Genomic DNA, 18,401 nt, shown 5'->3' with positions numbered 1-18,401 from the left:
ATATTTAGTTTAAGCTCCCAGATTCATCTGTAGAGTTAATCTAAAATCAATTGTGGAGTATCTAAAATCTAAAATTTAAAATCGATGGGCTGTGAAGTTAATCTAAAATCTAAAATCTAAAATCTAAACTCGATGGGCTGTGGAGTCAATCTAAAATCTAAAATCTAAAATCTAAAATCGACTGATGGAAACCCTGCAAACTCAACTTTACCAACTCGCACTATTTGCTAATAATTTAGTAAATACTCAACTGACAAACCTCAGTTTAGTCAGCGTCGGAGTCATCTTTCTGGCAGGGTTGCTAACGAGCTTAACGCCCTGTATGCTTTCAATGTTGCCGATCACGATCGGCTACATCGGTGGATACGAAGCAAAAAGTCGCCTGCAAGCTGCAGCCCAGTCTGCGTGGTTTTCCCTGGGATTAGCCACCACCCTTGCGGGCTTAGGTATTGTAGCATCATTTGCCGGACAAGTTTACGGCAAAATTGGTCTGGGTTTGCCAATTCTTGTCAGCATTATTGCTATTCTAATGGGGCTGAATTTACTCGAAGCTTTACCCTTGGAAATGCCGTCTTTCGACGCTGTGGGGTGGGTGCCGAAAGATTTGCCTGCGGGCGTGCGATCGTACTTATTGGGCTTAACTTTTGGTTTAGTAGCGTCTCCCTGCAGCACGCCGGTTTTAGCTACACTCTTAGCTTGGGTTTCCAAAACTGGAGATACAGTTTTAGGTGGTGTGTTGCTGCTGTTTTACGCTGCTGGCTACGTCGCTCCCCTAATAATAGCAGGTACTTTCACTGCCAGCATTAAAAAGTTGTTAGAATTACGTCGGTGGTCGAGTTGGATTACGCCTGTTAGCGGCGTTTTGCTAGTAGGATTTGGCGTTTTCTCCCTGCTTTCCCGAATCCTTCCCGCGTAAGGCTTGTAGTAAGGACTTCAGTCCTTATTTAAGGATATAGCAATCTTAACTAAATGCGTGAATTAAGTTTTTTTTGACGAACCGCGAAGACGCGAAGAACACGAAGGAAGGAAAAAAGAAAAGTGAAAGACTTCAAAATTGATTGAGACTTTCTCAATAAAAATAATAATAATATTTTGTTCATTTTTTGTTTTTTCCTCCTTTTTCTTCCTTCTCCCTTCTTCCTTCCGTTACAAAATCCGTTGCCGAACTTCCTTCATAATTACCAATGACATCAAAAGACGTATTTCTATCAAAACTCTCAAGCTGGGCGACTGCCCCTCAAAGGTTTTTCAAGCGAGAAATTTTGCCGGTGCTAGCAGATTTGCGGCTGGCAATTATCTTACTGCTGACGATCGCATTTTTCAGCATTTCCGGCACCGTCATCGAACAAGGTCAATCAGTACCCTTTTACCAATCTAACTATCCAGAACACCCCGCTTTGTTCGGCTTCCTAACTTGGAAAGTTGTGCTAATTGCAGGGCTAGACCACGTATACCGCACTTGGTGGTTTTTGTCAATCCTAATTTTGTTCGGCAGCAGCTTAACAGCTTGTACGTTTACCCGACAATTTCCCGCATTAAAATCCGCCCGCCGCTGGAAATTTTATGAAGAACCAAAGCAGTTTGAAAAATTAGCTCTCAGTGCGGAATTAGAAACAGTTGCTTTAACTTCGTTAGAACCACTTTTGCAGCAAAAAAACTATCGCATATTTCGAGAAGGCGAAAAAGTTTATGCCCGCAAGGGAATAATTGGCAAAGTCGGCCCGATTATTGTTCACGCCAGTATGCTAATTATTTTAGCTGGGTCGATGTGGGGCGCGATGACGGGATTTTTAGGTCAAGAAATGGTTCCCAGCGGCGAAACATTTCAGGTGCAGAATATCATGGATGCGGGGCCTTGGGCGGGGCCGCAAATACCGAAGGATTGGTCGATGCGAGTTAATCGGTTTTGGATTGATTATACTCCGAGCGGTGCGATCGACCAATTTTACTCTGACCTGTCAGTTTTGGACAAAACAGGCCAAGAGGTCGATCGCAAAACCATTCACGTTAACGAGCCCCTCAGATACCGGGGAGTCACATTTTATCAAGCAGATTGGGCAATAGCAGCCGTGCGAGTTCGCCTCAACAAAAGCCCGGTTTTACAATTGCCAATGGCTCAGCTAGACACCCAAGGTAAAGGTCGAATTTGGGGTGCTTGGATTCCCACAAAACCAGATTTGAGTGCAGGAGTTTCTCTGCTAGCAAAAGACTTGCAAGGAACGATGTTAGTGTACGGTACGGATGGCAAATTGTTAACTACAGTTCGCGCAGGCACGGCGGTAGAAGTTAACGGAGTCATGCTGGCAATTGACGAAGTTGTAGGCAGTACGGGATTGCAAATTAAAGCCGATCCGGGCATTCCAATAGTTTATACTGGCTTCGGGTTGCTGATGCTCAGCGTGCTGATGAGCTATCTGTCTCACTCGCAGATTTGGGCTTTGGAAAAAAACGGCAAACTATACGTCGGCGGGCGCACTAATCGCGCTCAGGTGAGTTTTGAAAGAGAAGTTGTGGAGATTTTGGACAAGTTGGCAGAATCGAAAAAAGAGGAAGAAAAGAGCGAAATAGCACCGACTTCTCTAGCGAATCAAAACTAACCGTAGGGTGCGCCTAGCGCACCTTACACCAGGTGAAAAACGGATAATTAAACAGGAAATAAATGTGATAAAAAGGATTGAGTTCAGTCAACATGCCTTAGTGACATACTCCCACATCAAACTGAGTACAGTTATGATGTGGGCTTCTTAGCAGCCCGATGAAGGGTGTGCAAGATTTCCTTTACGGTACTGTCATCCATAGTTCCCACCACAGAAAGATTCCCGCTACGGCGTTTTATACTTGGGAAAATGTCCAACCCAAGTCTCTTTAGATTTATCGCAGCATTAATATCGCGATCAACCATCAGAGAGTTTTGCTCATCCCAATAATTCCGTATCCCACAATCGGTAAAAATGATTTCATTCCGATAGCACAGAACCATTGAAGTATAAGCAGGTTTTTGCGAAACGACGACTGATCCAGCTTTTTCGGCTATGTATTCCAGCGTCTTGAAAAATTGACCGAACGCAGCATCCAACCAAGATTTATTCAATCCTGATTTTGCTGATTGACCGTTCGGAAGGTAATTACCCTCATCGTCTTGCTTAACTTTATTCCGCTTTGTTAAGCCCTTTAAGTTCAAATCTTCGTGAAAGAAAAACTTAGCTCCAGACTTGACAAGTTTGTGAGCCGTTTTGTAATGGAAGTCTTGGCGAGAACGCGCTATTTTTTGGTGTTGTCTCGCTTCTTTTTTGGCTAATTTTCGTCGAGATTTAGAGCCACGTTTTTGCTTATTCCGCTTCCTTGAAATGCGGTCTAACTTAGATTGGTTTTTACGAAGTGGTTTTAACGAAGGCAACTTTTCGCCCGATGATGATGCCAGGTAGACATCTTCATGCAGTACCGCATCCAACCCGATCGAGTTGTTCCAGTTTGGGGTAATTTTATCAGGAATAAACTGCGGTACTGAAGCGTCTTCAAGCATTATTTGGATGAACCAACCGTCAGCCTTCCTAGTTACGCTGATTTGCTTGACGCTAAACCCATCAGGGATTAGACGGTGCATCCGAACTTTTATGATGCCTAGCTTTGGCAGTCGGATATAAAGCCAATTCTTACGAACCAACTTAATCCAGTCGCTGTTAGCTGTAGAAAAAGTCATCGTCCGGTAGTCTGCCTCAGTCTTGAAGCGGGGTTTACCCGATCTTCCGCCCTTACTATCCCCTATGACAAACCGCTCGAAAGCTTTGTCTACTCGCTTAGAGACATCTTGCAGTACGGTTGAATCTACCTGCTTAAAATCCAAAAGTTCGCCACTATGAAAAACTTTTACTAGGTCTTTCTTAATGACGGGCAATTGTTGTTTTTGGGAGTAGTAGTTGGGCTTCGCACGGGGCGCAGAGATGCTAGCAATCAATGGACAAGCATTTATAGCAGTGCGGTTCATCTCCCACCAATCAAATCGATCACCTAACTGTCGATTATACCAATAGCGACAGATTCTCAGCCAATGGTTGAGGGTTAACTTTTGATTAGTGTCGGGATAGAACTGGTACTGGTAGGTCGCTTTCATTGCATCGTAGCCGATACGCATTAATTAGTGTTAATTTATCAGAGAATGTTGTTTGGTGTCAAGTCTATGAGTACAGATTTTATCCATAAAGCCAGAGGAGTTTCCGATCTCAAGTGTCATTTAGTGTTGACAACCAAGTATCGGCGGAAAGTTCTGACCGATCAAATGTTGTCTAGGCTTGAGGAAATTTTCAAGAACTTAATGGAAAAATGGGAAGGAAGATTGGTAGAATTTAATGGTGAGCGTGACCACGTACATTTGCTGCTTCAATATACACCGCAAACTGAACCAAGTAAGCTTATCAACAATCTTAAGACTGTATCTAGTCGCTATTTGCGGAAAGAGTTTGTAGATGAAGTTGAAAAAGTTTACTGGAAAGATGTTTTTTGGACAAATGGATATTTTATTGCTTCATGTGGTGGCGTGACGGTTGAGCAATTAAAGAAGTATATTGAGGGGCAAGATAGACCTGTAGAATAAGATTTGTTCGTCTCGTCATCCATCTGTCCACCGCTCAAAGCTGCGCCTTGAGATTGTGGACAGATGGAATCCTCGTCTCACGCGCCTTTCATCCCACACCAACCTTGATCGGTATGGTGTGGGGATTCCCGTCTGTCTAGCTAAAAATAGAGATTCTAGAAAGTCGCGGGGTTACAATATCAACAGATTTGATTTCGGAAACTATCAGAACCCCTAGTAAGTTAGAAGCAAGTGGTGAAGGAAAGTTTATTTGTCAGCAGAGATTGAATGGACTTGTCCTAAGAGTAGTTTACCAAGAATATGATGATAAAATTTTAGTAATTACTGCTTATCCTGGTAAGAGGTCAAGATATGAAAAAGATTAGATATAGCCCTGATGTAGATGCGATGCTGATCGAAATTTCCGATTGCCCGATCGCTTATGCCGAAGATGAAGGGAACATGATTCTGCACTATTCTAGCAGCGGAGAACTGGTGTTGATTGAAATATTAAATGTCAAACAATTTATGTCATTAGAATCTCTCTCCGATGAGATACCTACCCGCTAAAGCAGTTCAAGCGGGCGGACACTCAAAGGGACTGCACCTACTTCTGGTGCGACACCTCAATCACGGTGTGGACGTTCCCCCGCGGCGAAAAATCGCCCTTAATCGTCGCTTCTAGGGGCGCGCAAGCCGCCACAAAATCGTCTAAAATTTGATTGATCGATTCTTCGTGAGAAATGTAGCGATCGCGATAACTGTTAACGTACAGTTTCAGCGCCTTTAACTCTACCACCCGCTCGTCTGGCACGTAAGTAACGTGAATTGTCGCAAAATCGGGATAGCCAGAAAACGGACATTTGCAAGTAAACTCCGGCAACGTAATGTTAATCGAGTAGCGCCGCCCGACTCGCGGATTCGGGAAAGTAATTAACTCGCCTTCCAAAATCTGGCGTTCGCCGTATTTCATTGCCTCGGTGCTTGACTTTTGCGACATAGTTTGTTCCGGTGCGTAGTTGTTCATAGCGATTGACTAAAAACTTGTAACATTAAATTAAATTTACCTTCAATATCTGTAACAAATATCTTGACGAATTGTGTTGCGATCGATCTAATTGCAAATACTCTCAGGCTAAACTAAAACAAGCTCACCCTCGCCATCTACAATTATGCAAAATACTACCTTATCTGACAATACTTCCCCTGAAAACTCAAATAGTTACTCTCCATCGGTACCGATTTCCCTCTATCGAGAAGTCACGGCAGAGCTCCAAGCAGCCCAAGCGATGGTGGATTCCCTCAAAACCCACAATCAGCAATTAGTCCAACAAAATCAACAACTGCGGCGAGAAGTAGAAACAGTAGTTCAAGTATCCCAACAGTTACAGCAAGTAGTCAACTCGGCTCAGAGCGTCACCCAGACAGGGATGCCTCAAATGCCGTCAGTCAACAAATTCAATTTCAGCGTTCAACCTCCGCCCCCACCACCTGCAACCTCCCAGACTAACTCTGCCATACCTCAACCACCTCAGACAGTGGCTTTCCCCTTCCCACTACCGGAACCGGAAGCAACAGCCGCCTCGATGCCGCAACCACTCCCCGAAAAATTATTTACAGAGGTGCCGGAAACTCCTTACCGCGTGCGATCTCAACTCAAAAAAACCTCAGACTTAAGCGGATTGTGGTTGGCGATCGCGATTTTTCTGATTGTGATTGCAGCTTTCGGTGCAGGTTATTTAGTTGTCCGCCCTTTATTAATCAAAAAGTAAATTCCAGCAAGAATCCCACGGATTGAGCCGTGGGATTTTAAACAAAACCTAGCATAAATTGTTCAAAGTTACGCTAATTGGCTATCATCCTCTGGCGGCACTCGTTTCTACTGAACGAGGGGCATACTGCTCTTCACAAGCAGAACCTACAATGCCCACCCCTGGCTCGAAACCGCGCGTGAACTCAGTGAGTTTTACCTGTTTAGCTTCCAAAGCTGTCTGTAGCACCTTCATGGCTCGGTGAGGGTCGCCGGCTCCGCAGAAAAATAAGTCTGCTGCAAAATAACCGTGTTCAGGCCAAGTATGGATTGCTATATGAGACTCTGCCAAAGTAGCAGTAGCTGTCACTCCGTGAGGACTAAACTGGTGTACGCACAAATCGATGAGAGTAGCTCCTCCGGCTTCGATCGCATCGAGAATAGCGCGGCGGATACGTTCAGGATCGTTGAGCAGGTCTCCAGGAGACTGCCAAGCATCAGCGACCAGATGGGTTCCCAATTGTTTCATTCTGCGGGGTTTTACCTCTATTGATGTTAAGTCTCAAACCTTTTAACCGTAGCACGATGTCAAAAATTTTGCAAGTATATTTCGCAAATAAAGATGAAGATTAGGAGAAGTACGCATGACCAACCGCTGACGGTATGCTGGGGTCAAACTGCGGAGCATCTCAATGAAAGGAGCCCAGCTAGAAATTGGAGTTGGGAGCCCCTCTTGCTGCGAGCCTGGAGGAAAGAGTCAGAAAAAAGGAGGAAGAACGAAGGAGGAAAAACGAAGGAGGAAGAACGAAGGAGCCCGAAGAAGTGTTGTTACAAATATGAGATGCTCCTTCAAACTGTCTCACAGGCACAGGCTAGTAATCGAATTCGTGTTATTTCAGCGCTGCCTTGTTCTGCTCAAACAACCTTCTTTGACTAAAGCGATCTTTTGTTTTACTTGGTGGCTAAAAAACCAAAGCTCGATCGTTCTGGCTGTGGCCCAATTGATACGATATCGAAAGCCCAAAGATGGACGGCTATGCTCTCATGGGTAAAATTCGACAGATCCTAGACGATCGCCCGGCGGGCAGATTCCCGCGCTCGCTTTGGCAGCCTATGCTGGAGAAGTTGACCCGCAACCGGCGATCGCCGCTGGGTTTCTGCGTCACCTAGCTAAACCCGCCCGGTCAGCAGAGATAGTGAAGATAGTTGCCCGTTTGTGTCGGCCAAAGGGAAAGACAAGCCCATGATCCAGCAGTATCAACTCGTCGAACAGATTTTTGCAGGCAATAGCGAGATGGCGATGCTGATGCGATCGCACGATTGGTCGCAAACGCCGCCGGGGGCTGTCGAAACCTGGCCTCAAAGCTTGAAAACCGCCATTCGGATCGTCTTAGGATCTCGCTACCCCATGTTTGTCTGGTGGGGACAGGAGATGACCAAGTTTTATAACGATGCTTACATTCCTATCCTCGGCAAGCGACATCCGCAAGCACTAGGTCAGCCTGCCTCACAGATATGGGCTGAAATCTGGGACACGCTAAGCCCCCAAGCAGAAGCGGTTTTGAACCAGGGACAATCGACGTGGAATCAAGAATTGCTTCTGGTGATGGAACGCAACGGGTATACAGAGGAAACCTACTTTACCTTTTCCTACAGTCCGGTAGCCAATGATGATGGCCCGGTGGGGGGCGTTTTCTGCGCCTGTAGCGAGGACACTCAGCGCGTTTTGAGCGATCGCCGCTTGGCAACGTTGCGCGAATTAGCAGCAGAAACAGTCACTGCCAAGACGCAAGAAGCAGCTTGCGAGATTTCCGCCACCGTATTGACCAATAACGCCTATGACATCCCGTTTGCGCTGTTTTATCTACTCGATGGCGAAAGCCAGATCGCACGACTCGCCGCTACAACAAGGTTAGCAGCCGGAACCCTTGCCTCTTGTGAGGCGATCGAGCTTGCATCCGCCCAAAAGTGCCAGTGGCAATTGAAGCAAGTCATGGAGACGGGCGAAAGCAGAATCATTGAAGATTTGGAGGCGCAATTTGGACTTTTACCGGGCGGCGCGTGGTCCCAATCTCCTCATCTAGCGGTAGTTCTACCGCTGGGCCGATCGGGAGAAACCTTCGGGTTCCTGATTGCTGGAGTGAGTCCGCTGAGAACCTTTGATGATGATTACAAAGGTTTTTTCGACTTGATGGCAGGGCAGGTGACAACAGCGATCGCCAACGCCCAAGCCTATGAACAAGAGCGTAAACGCGCCGAAGCATTAGCTGAGTTAGACCGCGCCAAAACCGCTTTTTTTAGCAATGTTTCGCACGAATTCCGCACGCCGCTGACCTTAATGCTGGCTCCCTTAGAAGACACGATCGCCAACCTGGATGGAACAATTCCACCTCAAGAATGCGAACAATTACAGTTGGTGCAGCGCAATGGAATGCGGCTGCTCAAACTCGTCAATAGCTTGCTCGATTTCTCGCGCATCGAAGCAGGTCGAGTCCAAGCATCTTATGAACCTGTAGATTTGGCAACCTATACGGCGGAACTTGCCAGCACGTTTCGATCGCTGATTGAACGGGCAGGAATGTCGCTGATTGTTGACTGTCCCAGCCTGCCCGAAGCGATTTATATCGATCGCGAAATGTGGGAAAAAATCGTTCTCAATCTATTATCAAATGCTTTTAAGTTTACCTTAGCAGGAACAATTACTGTTCGATTGCAGTGCCTAGAAAATTGTGTTAAATTAACGGTTTCAGATACAGGAGTCGGTATTCACTCCGAAGAACTACCGCATTTATTTGAGCGATTTCATCGAATCAAAAATTCTCAAGGACGGAGTTTTGAAGGCTCCGGCATAGGGCTGTCGCTGGTGCAAGAACTCGTCAAAATACATGGGGGAGCGATCGATGTCAGCAGCACTTTTGGGCAGGGCAGTTGCTTTACGGTGACGATTCCCGCCGGAACAGCTCATCTGCAGCCGGAGCGCATTGGCGCAAGTCGCACGTTAGCATCAACGGCGTTAGGGTCGATGCCATATATCGAAGAAGCTCAACGCTGGTTGTCAGAAGAGAAATGGAAGTCGGAAGAATCTACCGATGCCCGATGCCCGATGCCCGATGCCCGATGCCCGATGCCCGATGCCCGATGGCCGATGCCCGATATCTTATTGGCAGATGATAACGCTGATATGCGCGATTATATTCGGCGACTCCTGAGCGGTTCTTATATTGTTCAAACCGTCGCCGATGGAGTTGCCGCATTGACTGCCATTGAGAAGAATCCACCCGATTTGGTATTGACAGATGTGATGATGCCGGGGATGGATGGGTTTGAGTTGTTGCGATCGCTGCGCTCTAATCCCGCAACCCAAGACATTCCCATCATTCTATTATCAGCCCGCGCGGGCGAAGAATCCCGCATTGAAGGACTCGCAGCCGGAGCCGACGACTATCTGATTAAACCGTTCTCGGCGCGCGAACTGCTGGCAAGGGTAGAAGCAAGTTTGAAGCTCTCCCGGCTGCGGCAGGAAGCAACAGTGCGAGAGCGAACCATTCTGGGGCGCGTAACCGATGCGTTTATGGCAATGGAGCTCGACTTTCGCATTACCTACGCCAACCAAGCCGCACAGCGAGTGTCGCGAACTCCCCTAGAAGCAATGCTGGGCAAAACGATGTGGGAAGCATTTCCAGGCACGATCGGCACTCAGTTTGAATTCCAGTATCGCCGATCGCTCAGCGAGCAGGTTGCGGTGGACTTTGAGGAATATTATGCTCCGTTTGATGTGTGGCTTGAGGTTCACGTTTATCCTTCACCGACTGGGCTGTCTCTTTTCTTCCGGGATATCAACGATCGCAAAAAAATCGATCGGGAACGGGAACGGTTTCTTGCCGTCGGTTCGGATTTGCAAGTGATTGCGGGCATCAACGGGTATTTCCGCTGGGTCAGCCCAACCTTTGAACGAACCCTCGGCTGGACACCGGACGAAATGACATCCCGCCCCTGGACAGAGTTTGTCCACCCAGAAGACCTCAGCGCCTCCATTGCAGAAGCCGACAGTCTGTTCTGTGGTAACGAAACCTTGACGTTTGAAAACCGTTACCGGCACAGAGACGGTTCTTATCGCTGGTTTCTCTGGAATGCCCAGCCGTACCCAGAAGAACAAGTGATTTACGGCGCTGCCGTTGACATCACCGATCGCGTGCGCGTCGAACAGGAGCGCCAACAGGTCCAACAAGCCTTGCGCGAAAGCGAGGATCAGAGCCGGAATATCCTCGAGAGCATTGCTGAAGCATTCTTTGCCGTGGATGAAAACTGGCGGTTTACCTACGTCAATCAATCCGCCTGTACACTGCTCGATCGCATTCCGGGTGATTTGATTGGCAAGAATTTATGGGAAGAATACTCAGCGCTGATGGGTAGGGAGTTTGAGCCGATCTATCGGAGCGCCATGCGCGATCGCGTGGCTGGGTCACTCACGGCGTTTTATCCGGATCGCGATCGATGGTACGAAGTCCGCACCTACGCAGCGGCAAAGGGAATCACCGTTTATTTCAGGAATGTCACCGATCGAATTCAAGCGGAAGCAGCCCTGCGCCAATCGGAGGAACGCTACCGAACGCTGTTTGAGTCGATCGATGAAGGCTTTTGCATCATTGAAGTGCTGTTTGATGCCAATGACACGCCGATCGACTACCGCTTCTTGGAAATCAATCCGGGCTTCGAGCAACAAACAGGACTTCGACAAGCCGTTGGTAAAACGGCGCGTCAGTTAGTTCCAAATCTTGAAGACGACTGGATTAAGATTTACGGACAAGTCGCGCTGACGGGTAAATCCGTTCGCTTTGAAAATGGCTCCGAAGCGATGAACCGTTGGTTTGACGTTTATGCTTGCCGCACCGGGCAGCCAGAATCCCGAAAAGTTGCCGTCGTGTTCAAAGATATTAGCGATCGCGTTTCGCACGAAGCTGAACGCGAACAACTCCTGCAACGCGAACAGACTGCACGAGAAGCAGCCGAAACCGCCAACCGAATCAAAGATGAGTTTTTGGCAGTGTTGTCTCACGAGTTGCGAACGCCCCTCAACCCTATTCTCGGCTGGTCGAAGCTGTTGCAGCACGGGAAACTCGACGCTGCAAAAACGGCTAGCGCCCTTGTCTCGATCGAACGCAACGCCCAACTCCAGTTACAACTGATTGATGATTTGCTCGACATCTCCCGCATTCTGAGCGGCAAACTTAGTTTGAATGCGATGTCCGTTGATTTGAATATGGCGATCTCGGCCGCCTTGGAAACCGTTCGACTAGCAGCCGAAGCCAAGTCACTGCAAATTCAAACAACCTTTTCACCGGGCATCGGAATGGTAATGGGCGATTCCGGGCGTTTGCAGCAAGTAATCTGGAATCTTTTATCGAATGCAGTGAAATTCACCCCTCAAGGCGGGCAAATTAGGGTTAGGTTAACCCAAACTGGAAGCTATGCCCAGATTCTGGTCGCCGATACTGGAAAAGGCATCAATCCTGAGTTTTTGCCTTATGTGTTTGAGCATTTTCGGCAAGAGGATGGAGCCATAACTCGTAAATTCGGGGGTTTGGGATTGGGGCTGGCGATCGCGCGTCAAATTGTGGAACTGCACGGCGGCAGAATTTGGGTGGAGAGTAGGGGTGAAGGACGGGGAGCCACCTTCACCGTTGAACTTCCCCTCTGGCATACCGCGAATCCGGTTGAAGCAGTTGCCGGCCGGGTTGAAGCTCGATCGGACGATCTTCACCTGGCCTCTGTGCGGGTGTTGGTTGTGGATGATGAACTCGATTCGCGGGAGTTTGTGGCGTTTGTAGCCGAACAAGCGGGGGCAAAAGTGACTGCTGTTGGGTCTGCGATCGAGGCACTGCAATTGCTCTTAGCCACACCCTTCGATATCCTCCTGAGCGACATCGGAATGCCAGATATGGATGGCTATATGCTAGTGCGGCAAGTGAGAGCTCTACCACCAGAGCAGGGCGGGCAAATTCCGGCGATCGCCCTGACTGCTTATGCTGGAGACTTTAATCAGAAGCAAGCTCTTGCTGCTGGGTTTCAACATCATCTTGCAAAACCTGTCCAACCCAATGAGTTAGTCAAAGCAATCGTGACTTTGCTAAGGAAACGCTAAGGTAACTGCATCGCTGACTCCAAATTTTAATAGATTGTCGAGCGCCGACAATCTATTAAAACCCGTCCCCCACAACTGAATTATGACTCTTGAATCCTGAATTCTTTCTTGTTAAAAGTTTTGAGTTTTGAATTAAAGATTCTTTAATTTAAAACTCAAAACTATTTTCTCTTAATCAACTCATCAATCCCGGCTGTGAGTAGCTCCATTCGGCAAAATCGCCCCGCCCAAAGCTGCTTCATTCAAATTATCAACATTCAAGCTTGCCCCAATCAAATTAGCCTCGGACAAATTAGTTCCTGTCAAATTCGCCCCTGTCAGAGAACTCAGCAGCAAACCCGCTCCCGACAAATTGGCGTGACTCAAATTCGCCCCCCGCAAATCTGCTTCCAGCAAGCTAGCACCTGCCAAATTTGCACCGCTCAAGTTAGCTCCCCGCAAAGAAGCTTTGTTCAAATTCGCAGCCCTCAAATCAGCATTGTGCAGAATCAAACCATTTAAATTAGCTTTACTCAAATTAGCTCCCTGCAAGTCGGCACCGCTCAAATTAGAGCCATTTAGATTGGCCGATTGCAAGTCAGCACCGCTCAAGTCAGCAGCGCTCAAATTAGCAGCGCAAATAGAAGCTTCCCGCAGACTTGCTTCGCTCAAAGAAGCCCCAACTAAATTGACGCCGCTGAGATTTCCGCGATTGAGATAAGCCCGAGTTAAAGTTGCTCCGCTCAGGTTCGCCCCAGTCAAATCTACCTCGCTGAGAATCGCTCTCGTCAGATTTGCTCTGCTTAAGTCAACCCCGCTCATAATTGCTCGGCTCAGCGTCGCCCCGCTCAAATTAGCCTCATTTAGTTTCGAGCAGCTTAGCAAACAAGCTCCTACTAAACTCGCTCCCGTCATCACAGCTTTGCTCAAGTCAGCCTGAGACAATATTGCTCCGCTGAGATTTGCCCCGCTAAAATCTGCGGCGATCGCCACAGTTCCAGTTAAACTAGAACTCCCCAGGTTAGCTTCAATTAATTTCGCCTTACACAAATTAGCCCCGCTCAAGTCGGCGGCGTTTAAATTAGCTCCAATCAGTTTGCTTTTAATTAAGTTGGCACCTTTCAAATTAGCGCTGCTCAAATTTGTTCGACTGAGATTAGCTTCACTCAAATGAGCTGCAATGAGGTTAGCTCCTCGAAAATCTCGTTCCCCGTTTCTATGTCTAATTAAAAGTTCATCGGCACTTAAAGCTTCAGTGAAATTCATAAAAAAATTGAGTGAGTTTCCTTAATCTCTCGATGTTCTATGTTGTGTGAAAGTTTGTACTATCGTGTTTGCCAGTCAGTTTTTTAAACTAATACTGCCACATTAACAATTGTCAAAACTGCTTAATTCCTACCATCACCCTGCTCACCTAGTTATAATTTTTTACGAAAATAAACCAGGTTATGGTATAATCTGAGGTTGGCTAGCGCGGAAGTTATGAAAAAACCGCGTTTCTCGCCTGTAAGTCCTGTAAGTATTATTTTGCTAGTAATTAGTTGGCGGTTGATGTTAGTTGTTAATGGTTAGTTGTATTTATACTAACTGCTAACCACTAACTATTACCTGCTAACTCTTTACCAAAATACCGAGAAGTTGTCGATCGCTCTTGTCAAGGTCGATCGCATATTTGGGCGATTGGTGGCAGCATCCGCGCCGCATTCTGACCCGAAAATTTGCCAGTACAGGCGATCGAATTTATGAGTGCAATCAAGAAACAAGATATTGGAGCTTCAACCCCTAATGCCTTCTACATAAGTGCCTTCTACCTTCGAGTAACCCGGACGGCAGCGCCAGCCCAGCTCAGCTAGTGTCACCTCCCCCCACTGTGCTCCGTGCCAGTGAAAACCAACAGGAAGGCTGTTTCCCTCTGAGTGCTGAGCGAGTCGCCGGCGAAGCAAGCAATACGCTCTGCTGAGCCTGAGATTGCGCGAAAAAATGGATCGCGAGTCGTTCCCTTATTCCCGCGCTGCTGTGCTTGCTGTTAATGTTTTCTCGATCCATGAGCGCTTGCGGTTCTAATTTACAGAACACTCGACACCAGACGCGCTCCCGGACATAAAAGCTGTTCCTGGGCTTCTCAAATGCTTTTCTGAGGCATTCCCAGAAAAACTGTATTCATGCCGCAGGTCTTGCCAACAGCAATTGGGCTGCTACAGCCAAGCAATGACCAGCCTAAGTCTTGCGGGAAGGCGACGACAATATTATTCTAATAGTTGCCGACCACTGCAGGCCGTAGTCGGCGCGCGGGACTGGCTACTTCACCTGTATAAGTTGCTAAAATTAGCTACCCATAATTAAAGATAGTCGCTCTTTGACTAACTGGGCAATATCTGCGGTAATTTAGGTCATTAAATTTGATATTACTGCGGGGTTTAAAATCGAGCAGTAGTGAGTGTTACAGACTAAAAAAACGCTGCCGAAATCGGCTGTAAAATTTCAGGGAGCCGATCGGTCCTCCGGCGCAAAGCCCAGCTCGCGGACTGGGCCCCTAATCAAAATTAAACTTTTGACAGGTGGCTTTTTTAAGTTTCCAGAACAAAACACAAGCCGGCTTTCAGAGAAAAAGCCGACCTGTGAGATACTTTTACCGACGAAGCGTAAAACCGCTAGCTCGCCGCTGTTGGTTGGATCGCTTTCCACAATCCGAGTGCGCGAGGGCCACTACCCTGCAGGAAGTAGAAACAATCCCCAAACAAAGTCTGAAGTATTAAACCCTAGGGTGGCGGGTAACGCCCTGATTGGGGTCGTAAATATGAGCCGTAGTATCAACGCCCGGAGTCCCAGGAGCGCCGTAATCAGCCCGAGCGCTATCGACGCTGGGATTATAGTCGTAGGTGTTCCAATGCTGAATGCCTCCGCGGCTCAGAATGGTTTCTGCTTGAGCGACTTCTGCTTCGCTGCCGTCAACCAGTACCAAGTAATCTCCCCTTGCCACGCGATCGTTGTATGCTCTAGCTTCCTCTTCGGGAATTCCCATACCGACTAAAGCTCCGATCAAGCCGCCTGCTGCAGCACCCAAAGCCGTACCGGCGAGTGTAGTGGCGAGGGCGGTAGCTGAGGCTCCTGCCAGCATAATCGGCCCGATTCCCGGAATTGCCACTAGGCCCAGACCTACCAACAAGCCTGTCAAACCGCCCAAAGTACCGCCTGTGAGTGCGCCCTTTGTGGCCCCTTCGTCGGATTTGTTGTCCGCGCTGTCGTGTACGTCAATGCCTGCGATGTCCCCTTTAGAGTCAGCATCCTTAGCGATGACCGAAACCCGATTCATGTCGAAACCGGCAGTTCTCAGTTCTCCCAGTGCGTGTTCCGTCTCGCGCCGGGTGGAAAATACTCCCACGGCGCGCTTCTGGCGGCCCGAAGCTCTCCGGCCGGTGTCTGCGGGAACATCGTAAATGCCCCAATCGTGAATGCCCCGCACGCTCATAATTCCTTCGGCTGTGGCAAGTTCAGCATCTGTTCCTTCTACGAATACCAAATATTCTCCGCGCGAGACCCGATCGCTATAAACTTTAGCTTTTGCTTCGGGAACTCCCAAACCGACCAAACCGCCTACCAAACCGCCCGCTGCAGCCCCAATCGCGCCTCCGACTACAGTATCTGCCAGCAGAGTTGCGATCGCGCCCCCCGCCATCACCGGGCCAACTCCCGGAATCGCCAGCGCTCCAATGCTTCCGAGTAACCCAATCAAACCGCCCGTTACAGCTCCCGCTGTCGCGCCTGCTTTTGCGCCACCACCCACTTTCTCGTCAGTACCCTTACCAGCGGTAGCGCCCGCAATTTCGCTGCGATCGAGATTTTCCCCAACTACCGAAACTTTATTCATCGGAAACCCCGCACTTTGCAGCTCCATCAGGGCTAGTTCCGTATCTCGGTAATTAGAAAATGCTCCTACTGCTCGCTTGTGTTGACCTAAAGCCATTTTCTTTCTCCTGCAAAATATACTACTTTTTCACAACCACAGAATTTATGCTCTGCTTGCTGCCATCAATCACATTTAGTCATTCTTTCCCAACAATTTTCATCGGTCGCTGGGAATAACCTCGTTCTCTATCTTCAGGTTGGTTTCCCACTCATTCTCCGCGATGGGAAAGCAGAAATTGGGAAGGGAAAGTTGTAGGTATTGCGAGAGTTTTGAGGGCGTGAATTGTAAATTCAATTTACACTCTTTAACTTAAAACCCCGCTCTCCCTAGAGGATGACCTAAGCGTTGCGATCGACTCCGAAAGCAGTCTTAAAATGCCAAACTTTACCCTCTTCCCTCAGACTTTTCTCCTCGATAACTAAATCCTTCTTCCTTGTTTCCCTCGGAATTCTTCTTTCTAATTTATTGCTTGCTGCTAGGCGATTCGGGTGCAGCGGGGGCGACAACAGCCGTAACATTCACCTGTTTAACACCCTTAATCTCTTTAGCTAGCGGCTCAATTTTAGCTAAATCAGCTTGACTGGGAACTGTGCCACCTACGGTGACAACCCCGTCTTTTGCATCAACAGTTAGCTGACCTTTAGTGATGTTTACTTCTAACTTGGAGCGCACTTCACTTTTGAGGTCGCCCTCGGCTCTTGTTGCATCGCCGCCGGTCGCATTGTTGCGCTGTTCTCTGGCCCTAATATCAGAATTTGCTTGGTTTCTGCGAATATCGCTAGTTGCGTCACCCTGAGTTTTTTTAACTGTCTCGGCTGGGGGCGGGCTGGTGGTATTTTCTGTGGTAGAATTAGGAGCATCAGCGCTAGTTTTAGCCCCCTCGCTGCAAGCAGCAGCTCCAAATAGTAGGAGGCCGCTGAGGAGAATGGGTGTTAGTTTGTTCATAATATGTTAATACCCTCCGGGTAAGCTTTCTATGAGCCTGACTTCCCTGACTTCGTGGAGCCAGATGTGAGCCAGATGTGAGCCAGATGGAGCAAGACAGAATCTTTGTTTGTGCTTTCTGCGATTTAAAAATCCTTATATCAAATGTATAAACTTGAGGAAATATCCACATCGCTCCACGGGTGTAAAATATATCTATGCCGTTAGATAGAGTACAAAAAACAAAATAAGGTCTTAAGTCACATTTAACTTAATGAGTTCTGACCGCATTATTCCTCAGAAACTCGGTTGATGCCGACTTTGTTTGTTGCTCACGCCAATATTTTCCCAGACACCAAGTTGAAAAGCGTAAGTTTGATCGATAAATTCGATCGCCACTCCCAACTAATTTTTCCCTCGAACCTCGAACCTGGGACTTCTTTCCTCAACATCCATCCATTAAATCCGTTAAATCTCCTACACTACTCATTGCCGAACCTCCTGCTTCAAAACAAACGAAAAGAGTCGAGAAATTTTTGAGCATTTTCTGGTTCTGGAGTAGTGGCAACCAGCCCGTAAACGCGCGTTTCCACCAAAAAAACTTGACCTACACCTACAGGTTCAGTGGGGGAAAGCGGCTGAAACTCAAACTCTTTTCCCGGATAGCCTCCGAGGGAAATATCGCGCACTTGCAACAATTTAGCATTCGCTGCCACGACGAAAAAATCAACGGCATTATTTAAAGTAATTCTGATATTATTGATATTATTGTTCCTCATCCGAAAATCTAGATCGAAGTATTGAAGCAAATAAGTTTCTTTGTTTTTTAAGTGGGAGCGGTATGTATGAGCAATAATTTGATTTGAAAAAGTTTCGGAATTAATTTTGGGATTTCCCGGCATATCGATCGCAAACTGACCCATCGCCGAGCAAAATGGCTGCCACTCTGGCGTCTGAATGGCTGTCCGCAGCGGGGCTGGTTGAGATGCAGCGGGACGGGCAAACTTGACAGGCCAGACAAGTAATGTAGCAGTAACTAGAAGTAAATACAAAAAATTCATTTGGGTAAGAAATATATATGCCCGATCGATCTGCGCTAGCCTAGAAATATATCCGCAAAGGGGCGATT

At 47.6% G+C, this 18,401-nt stretch carries 16 protein-coding genes; 8 read left to right on the top strand and 8 right to left on the bottom strand.

Features of this window, described 5'->3' with window-relative positions:
• Nucleotides 1-184 precede the first annotated feature (184 nt).
• A complete protein-coding gene (locus OSC7112_RS26815) occupies nucleotides 185-916 on the top strand; it encodes a cytochrome c biogenesis protein CcdA (protein ID WP_015178823.1) in 732 nt (243 codons plus the stop codon).
• A 268-nt stretch (nucleotides 917-1,184) separates the two neighbouring features.
• Nucleotides 1,185-2,597, top strand: coding sequence for a cytochrome c biogenesis protein (locus OSC7112_RS26810; protein ID WP_015178822.1), 1,413 nt, complete (start codon nucleotides 1,185-1,187; stop codon nucleotides 2,595-2,597).
• A 131-nt stretch (nucleotides 2,598-2,728) separates the two neighbouring features.
• Here the strand turns inward: OSC7112_RS26810 and OSC7112_RS26805 are convergent, their stop codons facing one another.
• Nucleotides 2,729-4,132: an RNA-guided endonuclease InsQ/TnpB family protein gene (locus tag OSC7112_RS26805; protein WP_015175270.1), complete on the bottom strand. Its 1,404-nt coding sequence runs from the start codon at nucleotides 4,130-4,132 to the stop codon at nucleotides 2,729-2,731.
• 45 nt (nucleotides 4,133-4,177) lie between these two features.
• On the opposite strand from OSC7112_RS26805, the gene tnpA reads away from it, so the two are divergent.
• The 3 genes from tnpA (at nucleotide 4,178) to OSC7112_RS26795 (ending at nucleotide 5,140) form a co-directional block, all read left to right on the top strand.
• Nucleotides 4,178-4,591, top strand: a complete 414-nt coding sequence (tnpA, locus tag OSC7112_RS26800; protein WP_015175269.1) for an IS200/IS605 family transposase — start codon at nucleotides 4,178-4,180, stop codon at nucleotides 4,589-4,591.
• Nucleotides 4,592-4,737: 146 nt separating this feature from the next.
• Entirely contained in the window at nucleotides 4,738-4,956 is a 219-nt protein-coding gene (locus tag OSC7112_RS36225; protein ID WP_071884005.1) for a DUF4258 domain-containing protein, read from the top strand.
• On the top strand, nucleotides 4,943-5,140 hold the full coding sequence (locus tag OSC7112_RS26795; protein WP_015178821.1) for a DUF2283 domain-containing protein: 198 nt from the start codon (nucleotides 4,943-4,945) through the stop codon (nucleotides 5,138-5,140). Before OSC7112_RS36225 ends, OSC7112_RS26795 begins: the two co-directional genes overlap by 14 nt.
• 37 nt (nucleotides 5,141-5,177) lie before the next feature.
• Here OSC7112_RS26795 and queF read toward each other — a convergent pair whose 3' ends face one another.
• On the bottom strand, nucleotides 5,178-5,597 hold the full coding sequence (queF, locus tag OSC7112_RS26790) for a preQ(1) synthase (protein ID WP_015178820.1): 420 nt from the start codon (nucleotides 5,595-5,597) through the stop codon (nucleotides 5,178-5,180).
• A gap of 145 nt (nucleotides 5,598-5,742) precedes the next feature.
• On the opposite strand from queF, the gene OSC7112_RS26785 reads away from it, so the two are divergent.
• A complete protein-coding gene (locus OSC7112_RS26785) occupies nucleotides 5,743-6,342 on the top strand; it encodes a hypothetical protein (RefSeq protein ID WP_015178819.1) in 600 nt (199 codons plus the stop codon).
• Nucleotides 6,343-6,426: 84 nt separating this feature from the next.
• Here OSC7112_RS26785 and speD read toward each other — a convergent pair whose 3' ends face one another.
• Complete coding sequence (gene speD / locus OSC7112_RS26780; protein ID WP_006633984.1) at nucleotides 6,427-6,849, bottom strand: adenosylmethionine decarboxylase; 423 nt, start codon at nucleotides 6,847-6,849, stop codon at nucleotides 6,427-6,429.
• Nucleotides 6,850-7,346: 497 nt separating this feature from the next.
• Between speD and OSC7112_RS40220 the strand changes: the two genes are divergently transcribed.
• Complete coding sequence (locus OSC7112_RS40220; protein WP_190274274.1) at nucleotides 7,347-7,490, top strand: hypothetical protein; 144 nt, start codon at nucleotides 7,347-7,349, stop codon at nucleotides 7,488-7,490.
• A 73-nt stretch (nucleotides 7,491-7,563) separates the two neighbouring features.
• Entirely contained in the window at nucleotides 7,564-12,462 is a 4,899-nt protein-coding gene (locus OSC7112_RS26770) for an ATP-binding protein (protein WP_015178818.1), read from the top strand.
• A 183-nt stretch (nucleotides 12,463-12,645) separates the two neighbouring features.
• Here OSC7112_RS26770 and OSC7112_RS26765 read toward each other — a convergent pair whose 3' ends face one another.
• From OSC7112_RS26765 to OSC7112_RS26740, 5 genes are all read right to left on the bottom strand, one after another.
• Entirely contained in the window at nucleotides 12,646-13,707 is a 1,062-nt protein-coding gene (locus OSC7112_RS26765; RefSeq protein WP_015178817.1) for a pentapeptide repeat-containing protein, read from the bottom strand.
• 353 nt (nucleotides 13,708-14,060) lie between these two features.
• Nucleotides 14,061-14,204, bottom strand: a complete 144-nt coding sequence (locus OSC7112_RS40215; protein WP_190274273.1) for a hypothetical protein — start codon at nucleotides 14,202-14,204, stop codon at nucleotides 14,061-14,063.
• 989 nt (nucleotides 14,205-15,193) lie between these two features.
• Nucleotides 15,194-16,405: a general stress protein gene (locus OSC7112_RS26750; RefSeq protein WP_015178816.1), complete on the bottom strand. Its 1,212-nt coding sequence runs from the start codon at nucleotides 16,403-16,405 to the stop codon at nucleotides 15,194-15,196.
• A gap of 405 nt (nucleotides 16,406-16,810) precedes the next feature.
• Complete coding sequence (locus OSC7112_RS26745; RefSeq protein WP_015178815.1) at nucleotides 16,811-17,293, bottom strand: BON domain-containing protein; 483 nt, start codon at nucleotides 17,291-17,293, stop codon at nucleotides 16,811-16,813.
• Nucleotides 17,294-17,778: 485 nt separating this feature from the next.
• Entirely contained in the window at nucleotides 17,779-18,333 is a 555-nt protein-coding gene (locus OSC7112_RS26740; protein ID WP_015178814.1) for a hypothetical protein, read from the bottom strand.
• Between the last annotated feature and the right edge of the window lie 68 nt (nucleotides 18,334-18,401).

Source organism: Oscillatoria nigro-viridis PCC 7112 (assembly GCF_000317475.1).
Taxonomy (GTDB): Bacteria; Cyanobacteriota; Cyanobacteriia; order Cyanobacteriales; family Microcoleaceae; genus Microcoleus; species Microcoleus nigroviridis.
This window is presented reverse-complemented; position numbering and strand designations above follow the sequence as displayed.

Excerpts from the sequence above, each read along its gene's own strand:
- OSC7112_RS26785 (WP_015178819.1), top strand. The coding sequence starts at position 5,743 with ATGCAAAATACTACCTTATCTGACAATACTTCCCCTGAAAACTCAAAT.
- OSC7112_RS26770 (WP_015178818.1), top strand. The coding sequence starts at position 7,564 with ATGATCCAGCAGTATCAACTCGTCGAACAGATTTTTGCAGGCAATAGC.
- OSC7112_RS26740 (WP_015178814.1), bottom strand. The coding sequence starts at position 18,333 with ATGAATTTTTTGTATTTACTTCTAGTTACTGCTACATTACTTGTCTGG.
- queF (WP_015178820.1), bottom strand. The coding sequence starts at position 5,597 with ATGAACAACTACGCACCGGAACAAACTATGTCGCAAAAGTCAAGCACC.
- OSC7112_RS26750 (WP_015178816.1), bottom strand. The coding sequence starts at position 16,405 with ATGGCTTTAGGTCAACACAAGCGAGCAGTAGGAGCATTTTCTAATTAC.
- OSC7112_RS26810 (WP_015178822.1), top strand. The coding sequence starts at position 1,185 with ATGACATCAAAAGACGTATTTCTATCAAAACTCTCAAGCTGGGCGACT.
- OSC7112_RS26795 (WP_015178821.1), top strand. The coding sequence starts at position 4,943 with ATGAAAAAGATTAGATATAGCCCTGATGTAGATGCGATGCTGATCGAA.
- OSC7112_RS26805 (WP_015175270.1), bottom strand. The coding sequence starts at position 4,132 with ATGCGTATCGGCTACGATGCAATGAAAGCGACCTACCAGTACCAGTTC.
- OSC7112_RS26765 (WP_015178817.1), bottom strand. The coding sequence starts at position 13,707 with ATGAATTTCACTGAAGCTTTAAGTGCCGATGAACTTTTAATTAGACAT.
- speD (WP_006633984.1), bottom strand. The coding sequence starts at position 6,849 with ATGAAACAATTGGGAACCCATCTGGTCGCTGATGCTTGGCAGTCTCCT.
- OSC7112_RS26815 (WP_015178823.1), top strand. The coding sequence starts at position 185 with ATGGAAACCCTGCAAACTCAACTTTACCAACTCGCACTATTTGCTAAT.
- tnpA (WP_015175269.1), top strand. The coding sequence starts at position 4,178 with ATGAGTACAGATTTTATCCATAAAGCCAGAGGAGTTTCCGATCTCAAG.
- OSC7112_RS26745 (WP_015178815.1), bottom strand. The coding sequence starts at position 17,293 with ATGAACAAACTAACACCCATTCTCCTCAGCGGCCTCCTACTATTTGGA.
- OSC7112_RS40220 (WP_190274274.1), top strand. The coding sequence starts at position 7,347 with ATGGACGGCTATGCTCTCATGGGTAAAATTCGACAGATCCTAGACGAT.